Origin of the sequence: Bradyrhizobium sp. JR4.1, assembly GCF_040548605.1 — a bacterium.
GTDB lineage: Bacteria > Pseudomonadota > Alphaproteobacteria > Rhizobiales > Xanthobacteraceae > Bradyrhizobium > Bradyrhizobium canariense.
On the sequence record NZ_JBEPRY010000005.1, the window covers coordinates 26,845 to 49,390 of the forward strand.

Here is a 22,546-nt window from a genome sequence, read left to right on the forward strand (position 1 = left end):
CAATGGTTATGCATTTCGCGGGCCAACTTGATTCGCAACGACTGGCCTCGCTTCATGATCAGACCGTCATGGCGGTGTCATAGACAAGCCGGGACAACTACGGCTCACGGACAGGCTCGCAAGGCCGGCGGCCAAACTCCCGCGTTGCGCGGCCGCATGCGCTTTGGCATAAATGCCTACCGGTTACGCCATTGGGCGATGGCGGCCGGCCTCGGGACGTTATGAAGAACGGCCTCTATTCGATTCACGTGAACCTGCTCGATGGTCGGGTCGGCAAGGGCAGCGGCGTGATTCTTTTTCGCGACGGCAAGATTCTTGGCGGCGATGCCTACCTCTATTACACCGGCAGCTACACGGTGAAGGACAACACCTTCAAGGGTGAGGTGCTGGTCCAGCGTCACACCTCGCCGCGGGGCGACGACAATCCGCTGTTCGGCGGGCCTGCCGCGGTCGGCATCGGCGTCAGCGGCACCTTCACGGACACGCGCGGGGACATGACGGGCACCGCGCTGGTCGGCAAGGCCAGCCAGATTTTCGGCGCAACGCTGCACAAGCTTGCAGAGGCCGACTAGAACTTCGGGTTTTAATTGAATCGACCGAAGCTCTGATTGTTGTTTCGACGCGCTTTCTTCACGCGAACCGGCATCTACTTCGCTCGAAATGCTCGAGCTATTCCGCGGCCTGCTCGAGCGGCGCCACGCGCGGCAGGATGATCTGGATGCGTGTGCCGCTGCCCGGTTCGGAATCCAGATCGAGCCGTCCACCGAGCCTGTTCGTGACGATGCTGTAGACGATGTGCAGCCCGAGGCCGGTGCCGCCCTGGTCGCGCCGCGTCGTGAAGAACGGATCGAAGGCACGGCGGCGGACGTCGAGCGACATGCCGCAGCCATTGTCGGAGAAGATGATTTCGACATTGTCCTTGCCGGACTCGCGCACCTGGATGTCGATGGTCCCCGGCCGACCGTCCGGGAAGGCGTGCGCCACCGCGTTGAGAAACAGATTGGTGAGCACCTGCCCGTACGGTCCAGGATAGCTGTTCATGGTCAGATCAGGCTGGCACTCGACGTTGAGCGTCAGATTGTGCTTGCGCAGGCCCGGCCGCAGACTCATCACCACCTGCTCGGTGAGGTCACCGAGATCGAAGCTGCGCTGGTCCGAATAGTTGCGGTCGGCGGCAACCTGCTTGAACGACTGGATCAGCTCGGCGGCGCGGTTGAGATTGGAGACGAGCTGCGAGGACGCGTCGCGGCTGGTATGGAGAAAGTCGTTGAGCGTGGAGCGGCGCAGCTCGCCACGCTCGACCTCGGCGGTGAACATCGCGGTCTTGCGCTCCAGCGCGGAGGCGACCGTGAGGCTGATGCCGACGGGATTGTTGACTTCGTGGGCGACGCCGGCGACGAGGCGCCCGAGCGCCGCCAGCTTCTCCGCCTCGATCAGCGAGGCCTGGGTCTCGCGCAGATTGCGCAGCGCGGTCTCGGCGGATTCTTTGGCTTTCCGCATCTCCTGCTCGCCGCGCTTGCGCTCGCCGATGTCGAGCGCCACGGTCACGATCCGCTCGATCTCGCCTTCGGCATCGAGCAGCGGCAGCTTGTTGACGAGCCATTGCCGCATGTGGCCGGAAGCATCGATGTACTCCTCTTCGTAGAAGCCGAGGCCTTTCCGCAGCGTCAGCACGCGCTTGTCGCTCTCGTCGGACTTGGCCGCGCCGTAGCGCGACATCAGGTCGGCCGTAGTGCGGCCGAGCGCATCGCCAGGCTCGATTCCGAAGATGCCGGCCATGTAGCGGTTCATCAGCACGTAGCGCAGGTCGCGGTCCTTGACGTTGATCACCGCGGGCACGGTGTCGATGACCTGCTGGAGCAGGCGCCGTCCTTCGGCGATGGCGTCTTCCGCGCGCTTCTGGTCGGTGATGTCGCGCAGCGTGCCCTCGTAGCGGACGATGTTGCCCGCCTCGTCGCGGACGCCGGTGGCACTGTCGGACAGCCACAGGATGTCGCCGCCGCGCTGGCGCACCTGGTACTCAAACTCGCGCACCATGCCGTCGCGTGCCATCAGCCGCTGATATTCGACGCGCGCCTCGGGATTGACGTAGATTGTGTGGGCGATGTCGTTGATGCTGTCGATCAGCTGCTGCGGGCTGTCGTAGCCCATCATCCGCGCCAGCGCCGGATTGGCATTGAGGAGGTCGCCGGCCGGCGTCGTGACATAGATGCCATCGACCGAGCCCTCGAACAGTTTCCGGTAGCTCTCTTCGGCGAGGCGCTGCTCGGTCAGTGCGCGCACCGCCGCCTCGCGCGCCGTGTCGGCCTCCTCCAGCGCGCGGCGGAACACTTCGGCCGCCCGCGCGATGTCGCCAATCTCATTGTCGAGATCGGCGGACGGGATCGAGGTGTTCTTCTCGCCGGCTGCGAGCGCGCGGATCGACCGCGCGATCTGGGCGAGCGGACGGACTGTCCGCCGCACCACGAAGCCGGCCGCGAGAATACCGATCAGCACACCGATGGTACCGAGCACGATGCTCTGCCAGCGCGCCTCCGTCAGCGTACGGGCAAAGTCGCGCGACAGCACGTGACCGCGCCGGGCGCTGACCTCGCGCAGCAATTCGGTGACGCGGCCGATCAGCCGGCCCTCGGTTCCCAGCACCTCGCGATCGATGTCGGCGATCTGCCGTTCACGGACAGCGACCGCGATGATCGCCTCGGCGTAGTCGTTGACGGCCGATCTGAGCTTGGGATCAGTGACGCCCATCGCTCGCATGCTCTGCGCCGCCTGCTCAGCCGCAGACGGGTTGCGCGCAAGCAACCCGAGCGCGATCCGGCTCTGCGCTTCCGACAAGCGGGACGCCAGCTCTCGGTCCGCAGTGCCAGAGACAGCCGCGTCGAACTGGTCACGGAGCGGCGGCAGGCCGGCAAGCAGCTGGGCGCGGCGGTCGATCAGCGTCGAGATCCGCTCCAGCCCGCTGCGATAGGTCGCAAGCCGCTCGCTGACGCCGTCGATCATGTCCTGCTGCTCGGGCACGAGCTCGATGCGGGTCTTCTTCAGGATGTCGCTGAGCGTCGAGGCCGCCTCGCCCACCTGCTTGAACTGGATGCCGGCGCCGGGATCGGTGACGAAGTCGCGCGCGGCGAGCCGCAGCTCGTTCATGCGGCGGTCGATGTCCTCGGCGAGGTCGCCGACGCTCTGCAGCCGCTGCAGCTCGGCAAAGGTCGTGTCGATGTGCCGGATCGCGATCACGCTCGCGGTCGAGGTGACGATGATCACCGCCAGCACCAGAAGGAAGCTGCCGAACGTGAGCTGGCCGATGGAGAGCGAGAATGTTCGCTTTTTCTCAGGGGTCGGCGTCAATTCGGCGGACATTGGTGATGTGAGGACCCGGCTATTGGAGCTCCAATATACGACGTATTGCGGTCCCGGGGGAACATGCGTCTCGCCGCCGAATATCCTTAATATTGCAGCCCTGCCGGACCCCCGCCGCCTCGGCTTTATGACGTTTTGACGTCGGCCGGCCGCCGGGCCGGGATGGTCATGGCGGCGACGCCGAGAACGACGCAGGCAAGGCCGATCCAGGCGGTCCGGCTCAGGCTCTCGCCGAGGAAGGCGACGCTGATGGCAACCCCGATGGGCATGCGGAGATAAGCCTGCGCCGTGGTGCCGACCGAGCCCAGGGTCTGGATCAGGCGGAAATAGATCACGAAGGCCGCGGCGGTCGAGAATGTCGCCAGCGCGAGCAGCGCCAGCACGGAACTCAGCGAGGGCGACAGTGTCCAGGGCTGCTCGACGATGAGCGAGGCCGGGACCAGCGCCGCCGCCCCCGCCAGCAGCGAGCCGGCCGCGGGCGCCATGGGATCGAGGCCCTTGAAGCTGCGGCCGAAGATCGCGGCGCAGGCGTAGCAGATGGTGGCGGCAACGATAGCGGCCTCCGCGACGAGGCCGCTTCCGACATCATGGACGGCGTCGACGCCGACGATCAGCAGGATGCCGGCCATGCCGGCAACCACGCCAACCAGCTTTCGCGGTGTCGTCGCCTCGTGACGCGTCACTAGGGCCGTGAGCAGGAAGGTGAAGATCGGGCCGGCCGAGTTGAGGATGGTCGCGAGCGCGGCATCGACGTGCCGCTCGCCCCAGGCGATCAACGTCCAGGGGATCACGCTGTTGAGCACGGCCTGGAAGGCGAAGCGTTGCCAGGTCGCGGCATCCGTCGGCACCCTGATGCCTCGCGCCCACATGATCGCGAGCAGCAGGAGGCCCGCAATCGTGGTGCGCGCCGCGATCAGCGTGATCGGCGGAATGGTGGCGACGCCGAGCTTGATGAAGGTGTAGGAGCCGCCCCACAGCGTCGCCAGCGCGAGCAGCAACGCCAGCTCGACGGCAATGTTGTTGTCCTGTCGGTTGTCCATGTCGCGCGCTCGATCCCGTTGTCAGGGACGGAACCTAGCGCGTCTGCCCTCGCCGATACTTCGTTGTGTGTCGAAGTGTTCTAGCCGAGCGCCCCGACCTCGAACACCTCGCCGTCATAGCCGGCCTCGCGGGGAATGCGGAGCTGACGGCCGGTTTCGGTCTTGGTCATGACAGGCATCACCGTCACGACGGACATGCCGCGGGCGTGCTCCAGCGCCGCGCTCACGCTTCCCTGCTTGGCGAGCCGGATCAGATTGCGCGTGGTCGGGAACGGCAGCTTGAAGCGGCCGCTCTCGCCTCCCTCCACCGCCTCGCGCGGCGAGACCCAGATCGAATCGGTCGACTCCCGGCCGTCATGCGCGCCGAGCTGGTCGGGCGGCGCTGCCGCAAGGAAGAACCAGGTGTCGAAACGTTTTGGCATCCCCTCGGGCGTGATCCAGTGCGCGTAAGGCACCAGCGTATCGAGCGCGAGCTGGAGCCCGTTATCGGCCAGAATGCTCAGGAAGCTGATCTTGTGCTCGTTGAGCGCGACGCGATGCGCATCGGCGATCTCACCGGCTCGCCAGGCATCCACCGGCGTGCCGGAATCCTTCGACCGCGCCAGCAGGATCCCGCTTTCCTCAAAGGTCTCGCGGATCGCGGCGATCCGAAATCCGCGGTCCGCTTCACTCAGTCCCTCGCCGCCCGAATACAGATCGGAGCGGGCGACGATCTCCTGATCGCCGGCATCGACGCTGCCGCCGGGAAACACCAGCGCGCCCGAATTGAACTCGATCTGATGATGGCGGACCATCATGAAGACTTCAATTTCGTCGCGGCTCTTGCCGTCGACCTTCGCGCCGTCGCGCAGCAGGAGGATCGTCGACGCAGGGCGTGATGCTGATGCCTCGGCCATTCGATTAACCTGCCGCGCTGGATTGCGAGCCGAGATTTGCGCGCTTGTCGACGCGGGCGACTCGCGACAGCAGGTACTCGACCTCTGCCTTCGCCGTCGGCGTGATGGTGGCGCCGGGCTTGCGCTGGGCGCTGGAGGCGATGATGCCGCGTTTCTGCAGCACGTATTTGCGCACGGCAAGGCCCGCGCCGGGCTGCTGTTCATAGCGGATCAGCGGCAGATGCGCGTCGAACAGATCATGCGCGGCGTCGCGCTTGCCTTCCTTCGAAAGTCGCACGACGTCGATCAGAAGCTCGGGGAAGGCATAGCCGGTCATGGCGCCGTCGGCGCCGCGCTCCATCTCGAAGTCCAGAAAGAGCCCGCCATTGCCGCAGAGGATCGAGAGCGGCCGCAGCGAGCCGTCCTTCTGGAAATTGCGCAGCGTCGAGATCTTTTCCAGCCCCGGCCAGTCCTCGTGCTTGAGCATGACGCAGTTCGGATTGTCGGTGACGATCTTGCGGATCACGGCGGGGGTGAACACCACCGACAAGGTCAGCGGATAGTCCTGGAGCACCCAGGGCACGTCGGGGCCGATGGCATCGGCCGCCTGCTTGTAATAGCCGATGATCTGGTCGTCGGTCCGCAACGACGGCGGCGGCGCGATCATCACACCGGCTGCACCGGCCTCCATCGAGGCCTTCGCCAGCGAGCGCATGGTGGCAAAACCCGGCGCGGAGACGCCGACGATCACCTGCATCTTCTTGGCGCGCTTGACGAAGCGTACCGCCACCTGCTCGGCCTCGGCGGCATCGAGCTTCGGCGCCTCACCGAGGATCCCCAGCACCGTGACGCCGTCGCAGCCGACCTCCTCGTAGAAATCGGTCAGGCGGTCGATCGAGCGCTCGTCGATCCGGCCGTCATCGTGGAACGGCGTCGGCGCGATTGCGAAGGTGCCCTTGGCGTCGGCGGTGAGCTTCATCGTTGTCCTTGTTTCTCTCTGTCGATGGCTAAAACCGCCGCGCCCCCATCTTGATCTGCTCTTCGGAGAAGAAGATCTCCTTGGCATGATCGGCGATGTCCTGGGCGTTCCAGCCCGTGTGCGGCGGCTTCCAGCCGTCCATTTCCATCATCCGCATTTCGCGCACGCCGCGGGGCCCGGACACGCCCAACACCTTGCCGGTCTGGTCGCCCGACAAATCGCTGACCATGTATAGCACGGCCGGCGCGATGCCGTCCGGCCCCAGCGCCGCACCGGGGTTCTCCTTATAGCGGGGCAGGTCTGCGGTCATGCGGGTCAGCGCGCCCGGCGCAAGCGTCCAGATCCGGATGTTGTATTTGCGCCCCTCGATCGCCAGCACGTTGGACAGGCCCCAGATGCCCCCTTTGGCCGCGCCGTAATTGCTCTGGCCGAAATTGCCGATCAGGCCCGAGGTCGAGGAGGTGTTGACGATGACGCCGCCGCCGTTTTCCCGCATCCAGCGAAACACCGGCATGGTGCAACAAAAGGTGCCCTTCAGATGCACCTTAATGACCTTGTCCCAGTCGGACTCAGAGGCCTTGGCGAAGGTCTGGTCGCGCAGAATGCCGGCATTGTTGACGAGGATGTCGGCGCGGCCGAAATGCTTGATGGCGTCGTCGAACACCGACTGGCCGCCTTCCATCGTGGAGATGTCGGCGCGATTGGCAACGGCCTTGCCGCCTTCGGCCTTGATCGCATCCACCACGAGCTGCGCCATCGATGTGTCGGCGCCGGAGCCGTCACGGGGCCCGCCGAGGTCGTTGACGACGACGGAGGCCCCTTCCCGCGCGAACAGCTTCGCGTAGGCCTCACCGAGCCCCCCGCCCGCGCCGGTGATCAGCGCAACCTTCCCGTCGAGTAGTCCCATGGTGGCTCTCCCTGGTTTTGTTTTTCTTACCTCGCCCCGCTTGCGGGGAGAGGTCGGATCGCCCTTGCGATCCGGGTGAGGGGGTACAGGTCTCAATACCGTCTCGGCTCGTGGTGAGAGCCCCTCACCCCGCCCTCTCCCCGCAAGTGCGGGGCGAGGGAGACGACGGCCGTCGCGTGTTGCTAACCCAACACCGTCTTGCCGTTCTTGATCACGGTGACGCCGCGCGACTTCACCTTGGCTTCGAACGAGATCACGCTGCCGTCCTTCCAGAGGTCCATGGTCACGGTCTCGCCGGGATAGACCGGCGAGGAGAACCGCGCGACGTGCTGGCGGAAGGCGGAGGCATCGTAGTCGGCATAGGTCTGGAGCACGCCGCGGCAGGTGATGCCGTAGGTGCACATGCCGTGCAGGATCGGACGCGGGAAGCCGGCTTTCTTCGCGAACTCAGGGTCGGAGTGCAGCGGGTTGCGGTCGCCGCAGAGGCGATAGACCAGCGCCTGGTCGGGACGCGTCACGATGTCGATGGTCGTGTCGGGTGCGCGCGACGGGATCTTGTGCGGATCCGGCTGGGTCAGGTTCGGCCCGCCAAAGCCGCCGTCGCCGCGGGCGAAGCGCGAGGCGACCAGCGTTGCCAGCTTCTCGCCCTTCTCGTTCTTGAGCACGGTCTGGTGGCTGATGACGACGCCCTTGTCCTTGCCTTTATCGTAGACTTCGACAACGGAGGAATCGGCGGTGATGTGCGCGGCGACCGGCAGCGGCTGGTGGAAGGTGATGTCGCGCTCGCCGTCGACCACCATCACGCGGTTGAGGTTCATCTCGCCCGGACCCGCGCCCCACGCCGCAACGGACGCAAAGGTCGGCACCACCTTGAGCGGTCGCGGTGTCAGCGTGCCCTCGTTGACGAAGGCGAGCTCGTTTTCGTCCATCGGATCGGCGCCGAGGCCGATACCGTAGGCATAGAGCATCACTTCGCGGTCGGTGTAGGCATATTTCTGGCCGAGGTTCTTGAGGCCTTTGAGTTCGTCGTATCTGGCGGACATTTTTGTTGTTTCCTCCCGGCAGCTTCAGCTGAGCGGCGCCCATTGTTGCGCCCTCTCCCCTTGTGGGAGAGGGCTACAAGGTGCCCGCAACAAACTCGTTTGGGTGAGGGGTTCGCTCCTCATCGAACAATCTCTCTGTGGAGAGATACCCCTCATCCGGCGCTTCGCGCCACCTTCCCCCACAAGGGGAGAAGGGAAGAACTCGCCGCGCCTACTACGCCGGCGTGAAGAACGGCAGCGGCGCCCCGTCCGTCGGCTTGAACACCACCTTCACCTTCTGGCCGATCTTCAACGTCGTCAGATCGCAATCGACGAAATTGGTCTGGAGCGACGGCCCCTCCTTCAGCGTGACGTAGCCGATCGCGTAAGGACCGGTCGGCGACTTCCGCATCAAGCTGTAAGTGTAGATCGTGCCTTCGCCCGAAGACTCCTCCCACACCGTCTTGTCGGAGTAGCAGAACGGGCAGATCGCGCGGGGGAAGTAATGCGCTTCGCCGCAGGCGGTGCAGCGCTTGATCATGAACTTGCCCTCTTTGGCCGCGTCCCAGAACGCCGCTGTCTCAGGGTTCGTCACCGGGGCCGGATATTTCTTGGCTTCGCTCATCACACGCGCTCCAGAATCGCAGTCGAGGCGGCGTGGCGGACACCGAGAAGCCCGCCGGTGCCGTGGGCGATGGCGAGATCGCAATTCTTGACCTGCACCTTCGGATGCGCCTCGCCGCGCAGCTGCCGCACGGCCTCGAGGATCTTGGTCATGCCGCCGCGGTTGACGGGATGGTTGCTGCAGAGGCCACCGCCGTCGGTGTTGAACGGCAGCTTGCCGACGCCCGAGATCAGATTGCCGTCGGCGACGAACTTGCCGCCCTCGCCTTTCTTGCAGAAGCCGAGGTCTTCGAGCTGCATCAAGACGGTGATGGTGAAGCTGTCGTAGATCGAGGCGTATTTGATGTCCTTCGGCGTGATGCCGGCTTCCTCGAAGGCACGCGGGCCGGACCAGATGCCGGCGGAGTAAGTGAGGTCGAGATCCTTGCCGCCGCGCGGGCCCTTCATCGCCTCGCCGTGGCCAATCAGTCTGACCAGCGGCTTCTTCAGACTTTTTGCGATCTCGGGCGTGGTCACGATCAGCGCGCCACCGCCGTCGGAGACGACGCAGCAATCCATGCGATGCAAGGGATCGGAGATCATCGGCGAGTTCAGGACGTCCTCGACGGTGACGACGTCCTTGAGCATCGCATGCGGATTGTATTGCGCGTGGTGCGAGGCCGCGACCTTGATCCAGGCGAGCTGCTCGCTGGTGGTGCCGTAGTCGTGCATGTGACGCATGGCACACATGCCGTAGGCATTGTGCGTGGTCGCGCCGTAAGCCGTCTCGAAATCGGCCTCGGCGCCGGCCGCGCGCGGCGGCATCGCGCCGGTACGCGGCTTGCCGGCCAGCGTGATCAGCGCGACCGAGCACTTGCCCGCGGCGATCGCTTCGGCGGCGTGGCCGAGATGGATGATGTAGGAGCAGCCGCCGGTCTCGGTGGAATCGACATGGCGGAGTTTCTTGGTGTTCAGGCCGAGATAATCGACCATCGGCCAGGCGCCGCCCGGGGCGTCGCCCGCGCAGAAATAGCCGTCGACATCGTCCTTGCTGAGCCCGGCATCCTCGATCGCGCCCTTGGCGACCTCGGCATGGAGCTGGGCGGTGGATTTGTCCGGCGCATGCCGGGTCGGGTGTTCGTAGATCCCGGCAATGTAGGCTTTGCCCTTGATGGTCAAATAAGGTCTCCGCTGGCGTTTCTCACTTCCAGTTTTTTCTGAACCGCTGCTGCCCTGTTGGCAAGCGCGGAAATATTCCGCCGGGCGAGAGAGCAGCGGGTTCGCGCAAATGGCCGAGGTGCGGTGGGAGGGCCTCTGCTTCCGGAATCGTCACGCGAGCGCAGCGAAGCAATCCAGGAATCTTTCCGCGGACGCATTTCTGGATTGCTTCGCTACGCTCGCAATGACGGGAACGACGGGCAGAACCCTAAAGGTGTTTTGCCCGACGGCACAAGCGGTTTCGTTTTATCGGAACACACTTTTCTGCGAAAACAACCCCATGCACAGTAGACCCGTGGTTGATTTCAAACAGGAATTTGGTGGGTGGATTAGCCAGTCCACCCACGAAAATTCTACTCCGCCGCGATCTGCCGCGGAGCCGGCGGCGGGTTCGCGAGGTCGGCGGCGAGCTGGGCGTAGCGGGCCTTGGCATCCGCTACGGCCTTCTCCTTCACCGGGCCGTAGCCGCGGATGCGGTCGGGCAACGACAGCAGCTCCACCGCGGTGTCGATCGTGAGCGGCGACAGCAGGCCGAGCACGGTGGCGACGTCCTTCTCGTAGCCGGTGATCAGATCGCGTTCGAGCTTGCGGTCGGCGCTGCGACCGAAGATGTCGAGCGGCGTACCGCGCAGGAACTTGAATTTTGCCAGCACACGAAACACCGGAAGCATCCACGGGCCGAAGGCGCGCTTTTTCGGGCGGCCGAGCGCATCGACGCCCCTGCTGAGAATAGGTGGTGCCAGGTTGAAGTTGAACTTGAAGTCGCCCTCGAACTGGTCGCGGAGCTGCTTTTCGAACGCGCCATCGGTGTAGAGGCGCGCAACCTCGTATTCGTCCTTGTAGGCCAGCAGTTTCGCGTAGTTGACCGCAACGGCGCGCGTCAGCGCCTCGTCATAGCCGCCCTGCCTGGCGGCGTCGCTGACCTGGTCCACCAGCTTGCGGTAGCGCTTGGCCAGCCGGCCGTTCTGATAGGCGGTGAGATGCTTGGCGCGGTGCTCGACGAGTTCGTCGAGCGTCATGGCGTCCAGGGTCCTGGGCGCAACGGCCTCGTCCGTTCCCTTCAGCATATCGGCGAGGCGCTGGGGGTCGGCGACCGCGAGGCGGCCGAGGCGGAAGGCCTCCTTGTTCATCTTGATCGAGACGCCGTTGACCTCGATCGCCTGCTCGATCGAGTCCGCCGACAACGGCAAGAGGCCCTTCTGATAGGCGTAGCCCATCATCATCATGTTGGTGGCGATGCTGTCGCCGAGCAACTGTTCGGCTGGCTTGGTGAAGTCGAAGAATACCGAGTCCTTGTGCAGCGCGGTCTCCAGCAACCCGTTCAGCTTGCGGGTCTGGAAGTTGAAATCGCGGTTGAGGACGAAGTCGGCGGTGGGAATGACGTGGCTGTTGATGATGCCGCGGGTGCGGCTGCTCTCGCAGAGCGAGATGGTGTCCTTGGCAACCGCGACCACCTCGTCGGCTGCGAGCACGACATCGGCCGTGCCGGTGACGATGCGCGAGCAGGTCACCTCGGCCGGATGATCAGACAGGCGGACGTGGCTCAGCACCGCCCCACCCTTTTGCGCAAGACCCGACATGTCGAGGATCATCGAGGCCTTGCCCTCGATATGGGCGGCCATGCCGAGCAGCGCGCCGATGGTCAGCACGCCGGTCCCGCCGACGCCGCCGACGGCGATGTTGTAGGGCTTGTCCAGGTTCGGGCGCGATGCCGGCTCGGGCAGCGCGCCAATATCGCCGACGCCCGCCGGCGCGCGCTTGCGCATCTTGCCGCCGTCGACGGTGACGAAGGACGGGCAAAAGCCTTTGACGCAGGAATAATCCTTGTTGCAGGTCGACTGGTTGATCGCGCGCTTGCGGCCGAACTCGGTCTCCAGCGGCTCGACCGAAATGCAGTTCGATTGCACCGAGCAATCGCCGCAGCCTTCACACACCGCGGGATTGATGAGCACACGGCGCGCAGGATCCTCCATCGTGCCACGCTTGCGGCGGCGGCGCTTCTCGGCGGCGCAAGTCTGCACGAAGACGATGGCAGACGCGCCCTTGACCTTGCGCAGGGTTTTCTGGACCGCATCGAGCTCGTCACGATGCGCGGTCTTGACGCCGGGCGCGATCTCGTTCGCCGGATAGGCGTCGGGGTTTTCCGAGACCAGATAGATCTCGCGGATGCCTTCGCTGTGAAGCTGGAAGGTGATCTGCTGCGGCGACAATTCGCCGTCGACATGCTGGCCGCCGGTCATCGCGGTCGCGTCGTTATAGAGGATCTTGTAGGTGATGTTGGCGCCGGAGGCGATCGCCTGGCGGATCGCGAGGCTGCCGGAGTGGAAATACGTACCGTCGCCGAGATTGGCGAACACGTGCTCTTCCTTGGTGAAGGGGGCAACGCCGACCCACGGCACACCCTCGCCGCCCATGTGTGTGAAGGTCTCGGTCGAGCGATCCATCCACAGGGCCATGAAGTGGCAACCGATGCCGGCAAAGGCGCGACTACCTTCGGGTACCTTGGTCGATGTGTTGTGCGGGCAGCCGGAGCAGAAATACGGGGTGCGGGCGACAGGCGCGATCGCCTGCATTTGCGACGCCTGGCGGCCGTTGAACCAATCGGCCTTGGCGCGCAGCATCGTTGCAATTTCGGGATTGAGATCAAGTCGAAGCAGACGCTCGGTGAGCGAGCTGGCCAGTGAGGCGACGCTGAGTTCTTCGGCAAAGGGGAGGAAGCGCTTGTCGTGGTCGTCCATCTTTCCGATGATCCGGGGACGGACATCGTCGCGCCAGTTGAACAGCTCCTGCTTCACTTGATTTTCGACGATCTCGCGGCGCTCTTCGATGATGAAGATTTCCTCGAGGCCCACGGCGAATTGCCTGACGCCTTCCGGCTCCAGAGGCCAGGGCATGCCGATCTTGTACAATCGAAGTCCGATCTTGGCGGCGACCTCGGGCGTGATACCGAGCTCGCGCAGCGCCTGACGGATATCCTCGTAGCTCTTGCCGGACGCCATGATGCCGTAGCGGGCATTCGGCGAATCCATCGTGACACGATTGACCTTGTTGGCGCGCGCAAAGGCGATCGCGGCAAAGCCCTTGTAATCCTGCAAGCGGCGGTCCTGGGCGAAGCGGTCGTCGGGCCAGCGCAGATTGAGGCCGCCTTCGGGCATCTCGAAATCGGTCGGGATCACGAACGGCGTCATCTCGTCGGTAAGGTCGATCTCGGCGGTGGTCTCCACCGTCTCCGTGATCACCTTCATGCCGACCCAGCAGCCCGAATAGCGCGACATCGCGATACCGAGAAGACCCATCTCGATCATCTCGTGGACGCTCGAGGGATAGAGATAGGGCATCAGCGCCGACATGAAGGCGTGGTCGGACTGATGCGGGACCGTCGAGGATTTTGCGCCGTGGTCGTCGCCGGCGAGACACAAGACGCCGCCGTTCTTGGCCGAGCCCGCGGCATTGCCGTGGCGGAAGACGTCGCCGCAGCGATCGACGCCGGGGCCCTTGCCGTACCAGATGCCGACCACGCCGTCATACTTGGCGCCGGGCGAAAGGTTGAGCTGCTGCGAGCCCCAGACCGCGGTCGCGGCCAGATCTTCGTTCACGCCGGGCTGGAACTTGATGTTGTACTGCTCGAGATGCTTGCGCGCGGCGAAGAGCTGCTGGTCGTAGCCGCCGAGCGGCGAGCCGCGATAGCCGGAGATGAAGCCCGCGGTGTTCAGCCCCGCGGCACGGTCGCGCCGGATCTGGGCCATCGGCAGGCGGACCAGGGCCTGAATGCCGGTCGTGAAAATATGTCCGGTGTCCTGGGTGTATTTCTGATCGAGACTGATCGGACCCTGGTTGATGCCCATTATGTCCTCTTCCGCCCTTTTGAGCGCTTGGCTGCTTAAGCCGTTGCCTGCCCGTTGTTTTTAGCTAGGGCGCGCCGACCATTTCCGCCACTCTATGTCGGATATTTCACGCTCCGCATCACAATTCTGGACCAAAGGCAGCGCCGGGTAAAAATCGCAATTTCGTGGCTGCATTGGCATCCGCGATTTTCATTTTGTGTCACCATACCCCCGCCGTCGCGCAACGAATTGACGCCCGGTCATCCGGGACGGCGTCGATGGGGCGCAGGAGAGGCTTTCGATGCGGACGATTCTGCCTGGCCTGGCTCTCGTGGGTCTGGCGTTGTGCAGTGCGGTTGCGAGCGCGGCCGTCGCTGCCGAGCCTTCACCGGAGCTGATCGCCACCGGCAAGGCGCTGGTGGAGGCCGGCGACTGTGCCGGCTGCCACACCGCCGATCCCGCCAAACCGTTCGCGGGCGGAAAGCGCATCGACACGCCGTTCGGCGCGATCTACGCGCCGAACCTGACGCCGGACCGCGACACCGGCATCGGCGGCTGGACCGACGCCGACTTCACCCGCGCCGTGCGCACCGGCGTCGCGCCCGACGGCTCGAACTATTACCCGGCGTTCCCCTACCCCTATTTCACGCGGATGACGAAAGACGACACACTAGCGATCCGCGCCTATCTCGGAACGCTCGCGGCCGTCACGAGCCGCAACAAGCCGCCGGAGCTACGCTGGCCGTTTAGCCATCGCGGCCTGATGCGGATCTGGAACATGGTGTATTTCAAGCCCGGGCTGTTCGAGCCGGACCAGAGCCAGAGCGCGGTGTGGAATCGGGGCGGCTATCTCGTCACCGGGCTCGGCCATTGCGGCGCCTGCCACACGCCGAAGAACTATTTTGGCGCGGACAAGCAGGCGCAGGCCCTCGCGGGCAACGAGGTCGGCGGCTGGTACGCGCCACGGCTCGATGGCGCCGCCCGCACCGGGCTGAAATCGTGGAGCGTCGAGGACGTCACGGAATATCTTCAGAGCGGGCGCAACGCCAGGAGCCATGCCAGCGGGCTGATGGCAGAGGTGGTCGTCAACTCGACCTCGAAGATGAGCGATGCCGACGTGCGCGCGATCGCGGTTTACCTCAAGGACCTGCCGCCGGCGCGGCGTGAGACGATTGTGACGCCGCCTGACGTTGCCGAGATGAAGGCCGGCCAAGCCGTCTACGCCAAGCTCTGCATCGCCTGCCATGAGGCCGACGGATCCGGCGCACCGCGCATCTATCCGCCGCTGCCCGCCAACGCGCTGCTGCAATCGGTCAATCCGTCCTCGACCTTGCGGATCATCCTCGACGGCGCCCACACCGTCACGACGCCGCGCGCGCCCAACACCGGCGAGATGCCGGCCTATTCCAACCAGCTCTCCGACCAAGAGGTCGCGGCGGTGACGAACTACATCCGCAACTCCTGGGGCAACGCCGCTCCGCTGGTGACGCCGGCGCAGGTGGCAAGGGCGCGGAAGCAGGAGCCGTAAAGAACGAACCTCGCGCGGCCGCGACGGTACGCTCCCTCGCCCCGTTCTTACGGGGAGAGGGTTGGGGTGAGGGGCTGCTTCGGCGACAATCGTGACACTTGGACTCGCGGAGAGCCCCCCTCACCCGCCACGCTTCGCGCGTCGACCTCTCCCCGCAAGCGGGGCGAGGTAAGAAAGAAGACCTACCGCTCCTCCTCTTCCGTGAACACGAACTTCGGCATCTCCCATTTGTAGCGCACCGCGAGCAGGCGGAAGCTGATGCCGAGGGCGAACGTCAAAATGGTCCAGAGCTCGGCGTTCAGCTTGAGACCAAAGGCGGTCGCATAGAACAGTCCCGTCACCACCGAGACACTGGCATAGAGCTCGGAGCGGAACAGCAACGGCACGTCATTGCAGAGCACGTCCCGCAAGACGCCGCCGGCGCAACCGGTCACCATGCCGGAGACGATGACGATCGGCAGCGTGGCGTCCATCTGCCATGCGATGTCGCAGCCGGTCATGGTGAATACGACGAGGCCGATGGCATCGAGCACGATGAAGGCCAGTTTCAGCCGGTGCACCAGCCGCGCCATCAGAATGGTGAGGAAGGCGGCGCCGCCGGCCAGTGCGAGGTAGATGGGATTTTGCACCCAGGCCAGCGGATAATGACCGAGAAAGAGATCGCGCAAGGTGCCGCCGCCGAGCGCCGTGATGCAGCCGAGGAAGCAGACGCCGAGCCAATCCATGCTGCGGCGGCCGGCAGCGAGCGCGGCCGTCATGCCTTGCGCCGCGACCGCGACCAGCGACAACAGATGCAGCACGCTATCGCTCGGCGGCAAGCTCCACATCGCTTTGTTCCCTTCCGTCAGCGGAGCTTACGCTTCAGGTTCCCCAGCGAACAGGTTCCCGATTCCCGCCGCGGGCGCAACATGCGACGAAAGCATTAAGGAGGGCGGAACAGAATCTCGCATCCACGGGTTGTCCCGCCGCAATAATCGAGGAGAACCAATCGATGGCTGACGACCGTTTTATCAACGATCCGTACCGCCCGAATCTCGCCGATGATGAGTATCGCAATGCGGCGCGACGGGATGCCCAGCTCCAGGTCGACCCGGAGCTTGGCGAAGGCCCCGCCTCCAGCGGCAAAGTAGCCCTGTTCGCCGTGGCCATCGCCTTGGTGCTGGGTGCCGTGTTCTACGGCCTGAACAACACCGGCACCAGCAACCAGGCGAGCACCACGCCGGCGACGCAGACCGCCCAGCAGGCGCCGGCTACCAATCCGGCCGCACCTCCCGGCATGCGCGACGTGACGCCGCGCACCAACACCGGGCCGGGCGTGACCACGGGCGCCGCACCGAGCAGGCCGGCACCGGATACGCCGGCACCGGCTGATGGCGCGAAGTAACGATTTGCAACAATATGCGACAGCGGCGGGATTTCAGATCCTGCCGCTTTCGTTTGTCTTTAGCTGAACATCTTGTTGAGCTCGCCGCCGGGATAGCCGCTCGCGAGCTCCGCGAAGGTGCCCTTCTCCGCCATTTCTTTCGCGGCCCGCATGAAGCCGCCCCAGGCGGCGCGAGCGAGCGAACCGCCGACGCTGATCCGGCGCACGCCGAGATCGGCAGCTTCCTGCAATGACAGCCCAGAGCCGCCGATCAGCAGGTTGAATGGTTTGGGTGCGACAGCCTTCACCACCGCGGCGATGTCCTCGCGGCTCTTCAGGCCCGGCGCGTAGAGGCAATCGGCGCCGGCATCGGCGTAAGCGGTGAGCCGGTCGATGACGAGCTTGAGGTCGGTCACGCCCCACAGATAAGCCTCGCAGCGACCAACCAGCAGCGCGCCGCTATCGCCGATCGCCTTGCGCGACGCCTTGATGCGCTCGACTGCGAGCGCGCGCTCGTAGATCGGCTTGTCCTTGTCGCCGGTGGAATCCTCGATCGACAGGCCGGCAACGCCGGTGCGCACACAGCGCTCGACATTGTCCGCGACATTGTCCGGCTCGACTGCAAAGCCGCCTTCGAAATCCGCGTTCACCGGGATGTCGACGGACGTGCTCAATGCCGCCAGATGCTGACATACGTCCTCGACGGAGACGTGGTTGTCGGCCTTGCCGATGGTCCAGGCAAAGCCCGCACTCGACGACGCGAGTGCCTTGAAACCGAGGTGCTGCAACGCTTTCGCGCTGCCGACGTCGACCGGATTGGGCAGGATGAAGCAGCCGCTCTCGTGCATCTTCCTGAAGGTCGCGCGCTTGTCAGCAGTTGTCACGTGCATGTTTCTCTCCCTTGTTGGCCGCGCAGAGATGGGGACGTGCCGCGGCGCGCGCTAGTGCGCATCGTGCACCGCGCGGCTATCCTTCGGCGCCTGCTCGCGATCATTCATGCTGTAGTCGCGGATGACGCTGGCGATACGCAAATGATAATCGGCGAAGATTTTCGCGCGGCCCTTGGCCTGGGTGCGGCGGTGCTCCATCGTGTTGCGCCAGGCTTGCACGGCCGCCTCGTCCCGCCAGAACGACACCGACAAGATTTTGCCCTTGTCGGTCAGGCTCTCGAAACGCTCGACCGAGATGAAGCCGTCGACGGTTTGCAGGATCGGCTTGAGGTCGGCCGCGAGGTCGAAATAATCCTGGCGGTGTTCCGGCTTCGGCCAGACCTCGAAGATCACGGCGATCATGGGCGTCTCTCCTGTCGTTGATGGCCTACAATATCACTTACAAGACCACTTGGCGCAGAAACGTGCGCTCTTCCGCGAGGATGAATTTGTGCTCCTCGGCGAAGTGGAAGTTCGCCATGCCTTCCGTATCCTGACGCAGCCGGGCGCGATAAGCCTCATACGCAGCGAGACTCTCGAAGGTGATCAGTGCAAACGCGATATTGTTGGTGCCCTCGTGCGGCATGAAATAGCCGATCAGATCGCCGCCGCATTTCGGAATGATGGTGAGCCAGCGCTTCGAATACTCCTCGAACTGCGCACGCTTGAAGGGATCGAGCTGGTAACGGATGAAGACGGTGACGGACATGATGGGCTCCTCTGGTTCCAAACCGTCATTGCGAGCGCAGCGAAGCAATCCAGGAATCCCTCTGCGGAGGCAGCCTGGATTGTTTCGTCGCCAGTGCAAAATTGCTTCGCAATTTTGTCACGGGCTCCTCGCAATGACGAGCAACCCCAAGCTACGCGCTTGCCCGACCGCGATGCTTCGGCTACCATCGAAGCATGAAATCAGGTCCAGACATCGCCATGATCGCCTCGCTCGTCGGCGATCCCGCACGCGCCAACATGCTCACGGCGCTGATGAACGGCCGCGCGCTCACGGCGAGCGAGCTGGCGCAGGAGGCCGGCATCACGCCGCAGACCGCGAGTTCGCATCTTTCCAAGCTCGAGGCCGGCGGCCTGATCGAGCCGGAGAAGCAAGGCCGCCACCGCTACTATCGCCTCACCGACGACGACGTCGCCGGCGTGCTGGAGGGCCTTGCGGGCCTTGCCGCACGGACCGGCCATATGCGCGTGCGCACCGGGCCGAAGGATCCGGCGTTGCGGCGAGCGCGGATCTGCTACGACCATCTCGCCGGCGATCTCGGCGTGCAAATGCTCGACACCCTGCGCGCGAAAAACCTGGTCAAGCAGAGGAAGCAGGAGATCGAGCTGACGGCGGATGGCGAGCGCTTCCTGGCGAAGCATCTGCAGATCTCGCCCGACATGCTCACCCATCCCCGCCGCCCCGTGTGCAAGGCCTGTCTCGACTGGAGCGAGCGGCGCCACCATCTCGCCGGCACGCTGGGCGCCGCCATGATGCAGCGTTTTGCCGAGCTGAAATGGGCCGCGCGCGACGCTACGCCCGGCAGCCGCGTGGTGAATTTCACCCGAACCGGCGAGAAGCAGTTTGCCGCGTTGTTCGGTGACGGGCGGGACTAGACACAACTCCGTGTGAACGACGTCTCTCGCCGCGGCCGGGCTTGACCCGCGGCCGTCCACGTCATTATGCGAACCATCGTTCCATGACCCTCAGAGACTCCATGAACCGCTTCGCTTGGGCCGCGCTCGTCGCCGCCCTCATCGCCTCTCCGCTCACCTCCACCCGCGCCGCCGACACCGCCCCGCGCGAGCCTTACGGCATCGCGCTCGAAGGCTTTGCCTATCCCTATCCCGTGCACCTGCTGCCTCTTGTCAATGACGGCGAGCAGCTCAGCATGGCTTATATGGACGTGCCGCCGGCGCAGCCGAACGGCCGCACCGTCGTGCTGCTGCACGGGCGCAACTTCCCGTCGAGCTACTGGGCGCCTGTTATCAAGATGCTGAGCGAGGCCGGTTACCGCGTCGTGGTGCCGGACCAAATCGGCTTCGGCAAATCCTCCAAGCCGACGGGCGAGCTGCATTTCGACAATCTGGCGCGCAACACCATCGCGCTGCTCGATCACCTCAAGATCGACAAGGCCGAGATCGTCGCCCATTCGCTCGGCGGCATGCTGGGCGTCCGCATCGCGCGCGCCTATCCCGACCGCGTCGCTCACCTTGTTCTGACGGCGCCGATCGGGCTTGAAGACTACCGCCTCTATGTGCCGCCGACGCCGACCGAGAAGATCATCGAGGCCGAGGACAAGCTCACGGCCGATGGCTATCGCAAGCAGCTCCAGACCAATTATGCGATCAAGCTGCCGCCGGACGCAATCACGCCGTTCATCGACGCCCGCTTCAACATCAAGGGCAGCCCGGAGTATCCGCGCTGGTTGCGCGCCTTCGTCAGTTCCGGCCAGATGATCTATCGCGAGCCGGTGGCGCACGAGATCGCACTGATCACCGAGCCGACGCTGTTCATCATGGGCGCCGACGACCACAACGCACCGGGCCGACTGAGCGCGCCGGAGGCGCTGCGCGCGAAAATGGGAGAGAACGCCGAGCTCGCGAAGGCACTCGCCGCGAAGATGCCCAATGCGCGAGCCGAGGTGATCCCGGACACCGGCCATCTCGTCTTCCTGGAATCACCGGAGAAGTACAAGGAGCTGGTCCTGGGCTTTCTCGGCCGCTAGCGACATTGCTGTCGTCCGGAGCCGCGTGCGGGGAATGTTCATGCCGCATTCAGGTCATGATTGGCAGATTTGGCTCGCGTCGTGTCGGCATGTTGTGATTTTAACGTGTCGAATCGTGTCTTTTGATTCATGGTGCGCCGAAAGTGCCAAGCCCTCCTACCTGCCCCCAAAACCTGCACCCAAGGACGAGAAGGAAGATCAAATGAAATACCTGTTTGCCGCCGTGATGCTCGCCAGCGCGGTCGTTGGTTTCAGCGAGGCGGCCAGCGCCGCCGGCGGTTGCGGCCCCGGCTGGTATCGCGGCGCCTATGGCGGCTGCCGCCCGATGCGCGGTCCGGTCGTTGTCCGCCCAGGTCCGATCGTGGTTGCGCCAGCCCCTGTCGTGGTCGTACCGCGCGCGCGCGTGTGCCCCTACGGCTTCCGCTGGTACGCCGGCCGCTGCCGCCCGTTCTGATCTCGTTCTTCGCATAGCGAAATGGCCGCGCGGCGAAAGCCTGCGCGGCCATTTTCTTTTTGAGCGCCTGACGTCGCACCGGGATGTTTCGAATCAGAACGGGGACCGTGATCGCGGTCCCCGTTCGAGCCTCGCTTAGCGCGAAGCTTACCAATGGCGGCGGTGCCAGCGCCGGCGATGCCAGCCCCAGTGACGGCGGCGCCAACCCCAATGACGGTGATGGCCGTGCCAGTGCACCTGCTCCGGCTTCAACTGCGCGGCCTCTTCGCTGCTGGTGACTGCGGGACGAGCGTCGGGATTACCTTGCGGCATCCTGCCATCACCGAGCGGCTGCGGCGCCAGCGGCGCGGCCTGTGCGGCAGTGGTGAACGCGGCAGCTCCGGCCGCGACACCGATTGCAAATTTCAAAAAATTCCGGCGCTCCATGACTTCTTTCCTCTTGGATGGTCGTGCCAGTGATGCAGAGGAAGTGTCGCGGCGACGACATGAACCGAAGCTGAATCGCGCGTTCAGCTTCGTTGCGCAGGTGACAGGAGAATTCGCAGCGCCGTAGCCCGGTGCTCTATTTCCCAAACTCCTGCGCCAGCACCAGCAACTCGCGCGTGCGCGTCACGTCGGGCCAATCGCGGTTGAAATCGGCCACCAGCTGCGTCAGCGCATCGCCCTTCAACATGGCGTGCAGCGCAGCCTCGCTCTCGAACTGAAACATCCCCTGATGCAGTGACGGATCGTCGAGGCTCCAGAACCGCCAGGCCTTAGCCACACCGAACGCCTTCACCGCGTCGGGCAGATGTTCCGTCTGGTACCATCTGTCGAACGCGGCGCGCCTGCCGGCATCGGCGACGATGGCGCGGACGACGAAGAAGGCTGACGGCATCGGATTTGCTTCTGTTGTTTGGGGTGAGACTAGCCGGTGACGTCGCGGACGACAAAAAAGAGTGGCACCGGTGTCGGAATGTGCGCCCTTCGCTCGTCCTTTGCTTCGAACCAGGACACGGAGACAGCAAATGGCCGACCTCACCCTGACCACTTTCAATTGGGTTCCCGAACCACCGCGAGGCTGGGTGCGCGATCTTCGCGTGCGCTGGGCCCTGGAAGAAGCCGCCCTGCCCTATCGCGTCGCCAGCGTGCCGTTCGACGACCGCGGCGCTGCGCATCTCGCGCACCAGCCGTTCGGCCAGGTGCCATGGCTGACCGACGGCGACATCTCCATCTTCGAGACCGGCGCGATTCTGTTGCATCTTGGCGACCGCAGCGAGAAGCTGATGCCCAAAGACCCGCGCGGCCGCGCCGAGACGACGAAATGGCTGTTCGCCGCACTCAATTCGGTGGAGATGGCAAGCCTGCCCTGGGGGATGTCGAAGTTCATGGGACATCCGACCGATACGGCGGCGTGGAAATTCGTGGACGACTTCCTCAAACTCCGCCTCAAGCACATGGAGGCGGTGCTGGCCAACCGCGAATGGCTGGCAGGCACGTTCTCCGTCGCCGACATCCTGATGTCCGACGTGCTGCGCGTCGTCGATCAGTTCGATGGGCTCGCGGACGGTCCCGCCTGCCGCGCCTATGTCGCGCGCGCTACGGCCCGCCCGGCGTTCGCCAAGGCTCACGCGGACCAAATGGCGCATTTCGCTGCGGCGGATGCGGCGCGCTGACCCGGCGTAGAATGTGACACGCCTCACATAATTAATCCGGCAGTAGCCATACGCTCACAGCCACCAAATCAACCCTGC

General features: G+C 64.7%; 22 protein-coding genes. 7 read left to right on the forward strand and 15 right to left on the reverse strand.

Going from position 1 to position 22,546, the window contains the following annotated elements:
* Nucleotides 1–221 precede the first annotated feature (221 nt).
* A complete protein-coding gene (locus ABIB90_RS13615) occupies nucleotides 222–572 on the forward strand; it encodes a GrlR family regulatory protein (protein WP_354200879.1) in 351 nt (116 codons plus the stop codon).
* 97 nt (nucleotides 573–669) lie between these two features.
* Here ABIB90_RS13615 and ABIB90_RS13620 read toward each other — a convergent pair whose 3' ends face one another.
* The 9 genes from ABIB90_RS13620 to ABIB90_RS13660 all read right to left on the reverse strand — a co-directional run bounded on the left by ABIB90_RS13620 (nucleotide 670) and on the right by ABIB90_RS13660 (nucleotide 13,846).
* Nucleotides 670–3,357: a PAS domain S-box protein gene (locus ABIB90_RS13620; protein ID WP_219684073.1), complete on the reverse strand. Its 2,688-nt coding sequence runs from the start codon at nucleotides 3,355–3,357 to the stop codon at nucleotides 670–672.
* 125 nt (nucleotides 3,358–3,482) lie between these two features.
* A complete protein-coding gene (locus ABIB90_RS13625; RefSeq protein ID WP_354200880.1) occupies nucleotides 3,483–4,397 on the reverse strand; it encodes a DMT family transporter in 915 nt (304 codons plus the stop codon).
* Between the two features lie 80 nt (nucleotides 4,398–4,477).
* Nucleotides 4,478–5,293, reverse strand: coding sequence for an NUDIX hydrolase (locus tag ABIB90_RS13630; RefSeq protein ID WP_354200881.1), 816 nt, complete (start codon nucleotides 5,291–5,293; stop codon nucleotides 4,478–4,480).
* A 4-nt stretch (nucleotides 5,294–5,297) separates the two neighbouring features.
* Nucleotides 5,298–6,251, reverse strand: a complete 954-nt coding sequence (locus ABIB90_RS13635) for a dihydrodipicolinate synthase family protein (RefSeq protein ID WP_007603087.1) — start codon at nucleotides 6,249–6,251, stop codon at nucleotides 5,298–5,300.
* Between the two features lie 28 nt (nucleotides 6,252–6,279).
* Nucleotides 6,280–7,158, reverse strand: a complete 879-nt coding sequence (locus ABIB90_RS13640) for an SDR family oxidoreductase (RefSeq protein ID WP_007603086.1) — start codon at nucleotides 7,156–7,158, stop codon at nucleotides 6,280–6,282.
* 182 nt (nucleotides 7,159–7,340) lie between these two features.
* On the reverse strand, nucleotides 7,341–8,201 hold the full coding sequence (locus ABIB90_RS13645; protein WP_007603085.1) for a MaoC family dehydratase: 861 nt from the start codon (nucleotides 8,199–8,201) through the stop codon (nucleotides 7,341–7,343).
* Between the two features lie 214 nt (nucleotides 8,202–8,415).
* On the reverse strand, nucleotides 8,416–8,805 hold the full coding sequence (locus ABIB90_RS13650) for a Zn-ribbon domain-containing OB-fold protein (protein ID WP_007603084.1): 390 nt from the start codon (nucleotides 8,803–8,805) through the stop codon (nucleotides 8,416–8,418).
* Nucleotides 8,805–9,962: a thiolase family protein gene (locus tag ABIB90_RS13655; protein ID WP_007603083.1), complete on the reverse strand. Its 1,158-nt coding sequence runs from the start codon at nucleotides 9,960–9,962 to the stop codon at nucleotides 8,805–8,807. Before ABIB90_RS13655 ends, ABIB90_RS13650 begins: the two co-directional genes overlap by 1 nt.
* A 392-nt stretch (nucleotides 9,963–10,354) precedes the next feature.
* The gene (locus tag ABIB90_RS13660) at nucleotides 10,355–13,846 is read right to left on the reverse strand and encodes an indolepyruvate ferredoxin oxidoreductase family protein (protein WP_354200882.1); all 3,492 of its coding nucleotides are present in this window, start codon (nucleotides 13,844–13,846) and stop codon (nucleotides 10,355–10,357) included.
* A 280-nt stretch (nucleotides 13,847–14,126) separates the two neighbouring features.
* Between ABIB90_RS13660 and ABIB90_RS13665 the strand changes: the two genes are divergently transcribed.
* Nucleotides 14,127–15,353, forward strand: coding sequence for a c-type cytochrome (locus ABIB90_RS13665; RefSeq protein ID WP_354200883.1), 1,227 nt, complete (start codon nucleotides 14,127–14,129; stop codon nucleotides 15,351–15,353).
* Nucleotides 15,354–15,535: 182 nt separating this feature from the next.
* Here ABIB90_RS13665 and ABIB90_RS13670 read toward each other — a convergent pair whose 3' ends face one another.
* A complete protein-coding gene (locus ABIB90_RS13670) occupies nucleotides 15,536–16,180 on the reverse strand; it encodes a trimeric intracellular cation channel family protein (RefSeq protein ID WP_354200885.1) in 645 nt (214 codons plus the stop codon).
* Nucleotides 16,181–16,344: 164 nt separating this feature from the next.
* Here ABIB90_RS13670 and ABIB90_RS13675 point away from each other — a divergent pair, with 164 nt between their 5' ends.
* Nucleotides 16,345–16,737 carry a hypothetical protein gene (locus tag ABIB90_RS13675; RefSeq protein ID WP_354200886.1) on the forward strand — a complete coding sequence of 131 codons (393 nt, stop codon included), beginning with the start codon at nucleotides 16,345–16,347 and terminating at the stop codon, nucleotides 16,735–16,737.
* A gap of 59 nt (nucleotides 16,738–16,796) precedes the next feature.
* Here the strand turns inward: ABIB90_RS13675 and ABIB90_RS13680 are convergent, their stop codons facing one another.
* From ABIB90_RS13680 to ABIB90_RS13690, 3 genes are read right to left on the reverse strand one after another with little or no spacing between them, the layout of a single operon-like run.
* A complete protein-coding gene (locus tag ABIB90_RS13680) occupies nucleotides 16,797–17,606 on the reverse strand; it encodes an isocitrate lyase/PEP mutase family protein (RefSeq protein ID WP_354200887.1) in 810 nt (269 codons plus the stop codon).
* Nucleotides 17,607–17,657: 51 nt separating this feature from the next.
* Nucleotides 17,658–18,008 carry an antibiotic biosynthesis monooxygenase family protein gene (locus ABIB90_RS13685; RefSeq protein WP_354200888.1) on the reverse strand — a complete coding sequence of 117 codons (351 nt, stop codon included), beginning with the start codon at nucleotides 18,006–18,008 and terminating at the stop codon, nucleotides 17,658–17,660.
* A gap of 37 nt (nucleotides 18,009–18,045) precedes the next feature.
* Entirely contained in the window at nucleotides 18,046–18,354 is a 309-nt protein-coding gene (locus ABIB90_RS13690) for an NIPSNAP family protein (RefSeq protein WP_007603076.1), read from the reverse strand.
* Between the two features lie 194 nt (nucleotides 18,355–18,548).
* Between ABIB90_RS13690 and ABIB90_RS13695 the strand changes: the two genes are divergently transcribed.
* The 3 genes from ABIB90_RS13695 to ABIB90_RS13705 all read left to right on the forward strand — a co-directional run bounded on the left by ABIB90_RS13695 (nucleotide 18,549) and on the right by ABIB90_RS13705 (nucleotide 20,813).
* Nucleotides 18,549–19,247: a winged helix-turn-helix domain-containing protein gene (locus ABIB90_RS13695; protein WP_035994716.1), complete on the forward strand. Its 699-nt coding sequence runs from the start codon at nucleotides 18,549–18,551 to the stop codon at nucleotides 19,245–19,247.
* 101 nt (nucleotides 19,248–19,348) lie between these two features.
* A complete protein-coding gene (locus ABIB90_RS13700; RefSeq protein WP_354200889.1) occupies nucleotides 19,349–20,359 on the forward strand; it encodes an alpha/beta fold hydrolase in 1,011 nt (336 codons plus the stop codon).
* 202 nt (nucleotides 20,360–20,561) lie between these two features.
* Nucleotides 20,562–20,813, forward strand: coding sequence for a GCG_CRPN prefix-to-repeats domain-containing protein (locus ABIB90_RS13705; RefSeq protein ID WP_007603074.1), 252 nt, complete (start codon nucleotides 20,562–20,564; stop codon nucleotides 20,811–20,813).
* A 147-nt stretch (nucleotides 20,814–20,960) separates the two neighbouring features.
* Here ABIB90_RS13705 and ABIB90_RS13710 read toward each other — a convergent pair whose 3' ends face one another.
* The gene (locus tag ABIB90_RS13710; RefSeq protein ID WP_354200890.1) at nucleotides 20,961–21,239 is read right to left on the reverse strand and encodes a twin-arginine translocation signal domain-containing protein; all 279 of its coding nucleotides are present in this window, start codon (nucleotides 21,237–21,239) and stop codon (nucleotides 20,961–20,963) included.
* A 136-nt stretch (nucleotides 21,240–21,375) separates the two neighbouring features.
* Nucleotides 21,376–21,690, reverse strand: a complete 315-nt coding sequence (locus ABIB90_RS13715) for a hypothetical protein (RefSeq protein WP_354200891.1) — start codon at nucleotides 21,688–21,690, stop codon at nucleotides 21,376–21,378.
* A gap of 130 nt (nucleotides 21,691–21,820) precedes the next feature.
* Between ABIB90_RS13715 and ABIB90_RS13720 the strand changes: the two genes are divergently transcribed.
* Entirely contained in the window at nucleotides 21,821–22,468 is a 648-nt protein-coding gene (locus tag ABIB90_RS13720) for a glutathione S-transferase family protein (protein WP_354200892.1), read from the forward strand.
* Nucleotides 22,469–22,546: the final 78 nt, after the last annotated feature.

Bases quoted from the DNA above. Each gene is read 5' to 3' on its own strand.
- ABIB90_RS13665 (WP_354200883.1), top strand. From the start codon at position 14,127: ATGCGGACGATTCTGCCTGGCCTGGCTCTCGTGGGTCTGGCGTTGTGC.
- ABIB90_RS13675 (WP_354200886.1), top strand. From the start codon at position 16,345: ATGGCTGACGACCGTTTTATCAACGATCCGTACCGCCCGAATCTCGCC.
- ABIB90_RS13690 (WP_007603076.1), bottom strand. From the start codon at position 18,354: ATGTCCGTCACCGTCTTCATCCGTTACCAGCTCGATCCCTTCAAGCGT.
- ABIB90_RS13695 (WP_035994716.1), top strand. From the start codon at position 18,549: ATGAAATCAGGTCCAGACATCGCCATGATCGCCTCGCTCGTCGGCGAT.
- ABIB90_RS13630 (WP_354200881.1), bottom strand. From the start codon at position 5,293: ATGGCCGAGGCATCAGCATCACGCCCTGCGTCGACGATCCTCCTGCTG.
- ABIB90_RS13700 (WP_354200889.1), top strand. From the start codon at position 19,349: ATGAACCGCTTCGCTTGGGCCGCGCTCGTCGCCGCCCTCATCGCCTCT.
- ABIB90_RS13625 (WP_354200880.1), bottom strand. From the start codon at position 4,397: ATGGACAACCGACAGGACAACAACATTGCCGTCGAGCTGGCGTTGCTG.
- ABIB90_RS13615 (WP_354200879.1), top strand. From the start codon at position 222: ATGAAGAACGGCCTCTATTCGATTCACGTGAACCTGCTCGATGGTCGG.
- ABIB90_RS13680 (WP_354200887.1), bottom strand. From the start codon at position 17,606: ATGCACGTGACAACTGCTGACAAGCGCGCGACCTTCAGGAAGATGCAC.
- ABIB90_RS13635 (WP_007603087.1), bottom strand. From the start codon at position 6,251: ATGAAGCTCACCGCCGACGCCAAGGGCACCTTCGCAATCGCGCCGACG.
- ABIB90_RS13660 (WP_354200882.1), bottom strand. From the start codon at position 13,846: ATGGGCATCAACCAGGGTCCGATCAGTCTCGATCAGAAATACACCCAG.
- ABIB90_RS13650 (WP_007603084.1), bottom strand. From the start codon at position 8,805: ATGAGCGAAGCCAAGAAATATCCGGCCCCGGTGACGAACCCTGAGACA.
- ABIB90_RS13685 (WP_354200888.1), bottom strand. From the start codon at position 18,008: ATGATCGCCGTGATCTTCGAGGTCTGGCCGAAGCCGGAACACCGCCAG.
- ABIB90_RS13645 (WP_007603085.1), bottom strand. From the start codon at position 8,201: ATGTCCGCCAGATACGACGAACTCAAAGGCCTCAAGAACCTCGGCCAG.
- ABIB90_RS13710 (WP_354200890.1), bottom strand. From the start codon at position 21,239: ATGGAGCGCCGGAATTTTTTGAAATTTGCAATCGGTGTCGCGGCCGGA.
- ABIB90_RS13670 (WP_354200885.1), bottom strand. From the start codon at position 16,180: ATGTGGAGCTTGCCGCCGAGCGATAGCGTGCTGCATCTGTTGTCGCTG.
- ABIB90_RS13720 (WP_354200892.1), top strand. From the start codon at position 21,821: ATGGCCGACCTCACCCTGACCACTTTCAATTGGGTTCCCGAACCACCG.
- ABIB90_RS13620 (WP_219684073.1), bottom strand. From the start codon at position 3,357: ATGTCCGCCGAATTGACGCCGACCCCTGAGAAAAAGCGAACATTCTCG.
- ABIB90_RS13705 (WP_007603074.1), top strand. From the start codon at position 20,562: ATGAAATACCTGTTTGCCGCCGTGATGCTCGCCAGCGCGGTCGTTGGT.
- ABIB90_RS13715 (WP_354200891.1), bottom strand. From the start codon at position 21,690: ATGCCGTCAGCCTTCTTCGTCGTCCGCGCCATCGTCGCCGATGCCGGC.
- ABIB90_RS13640 (WP_007603086.1), bottom strand. From the start codon at position 7,158: ATGGGACTACTCGACGGGAAGGTTGCGCTGATCACCGGCGCGGGCGGG.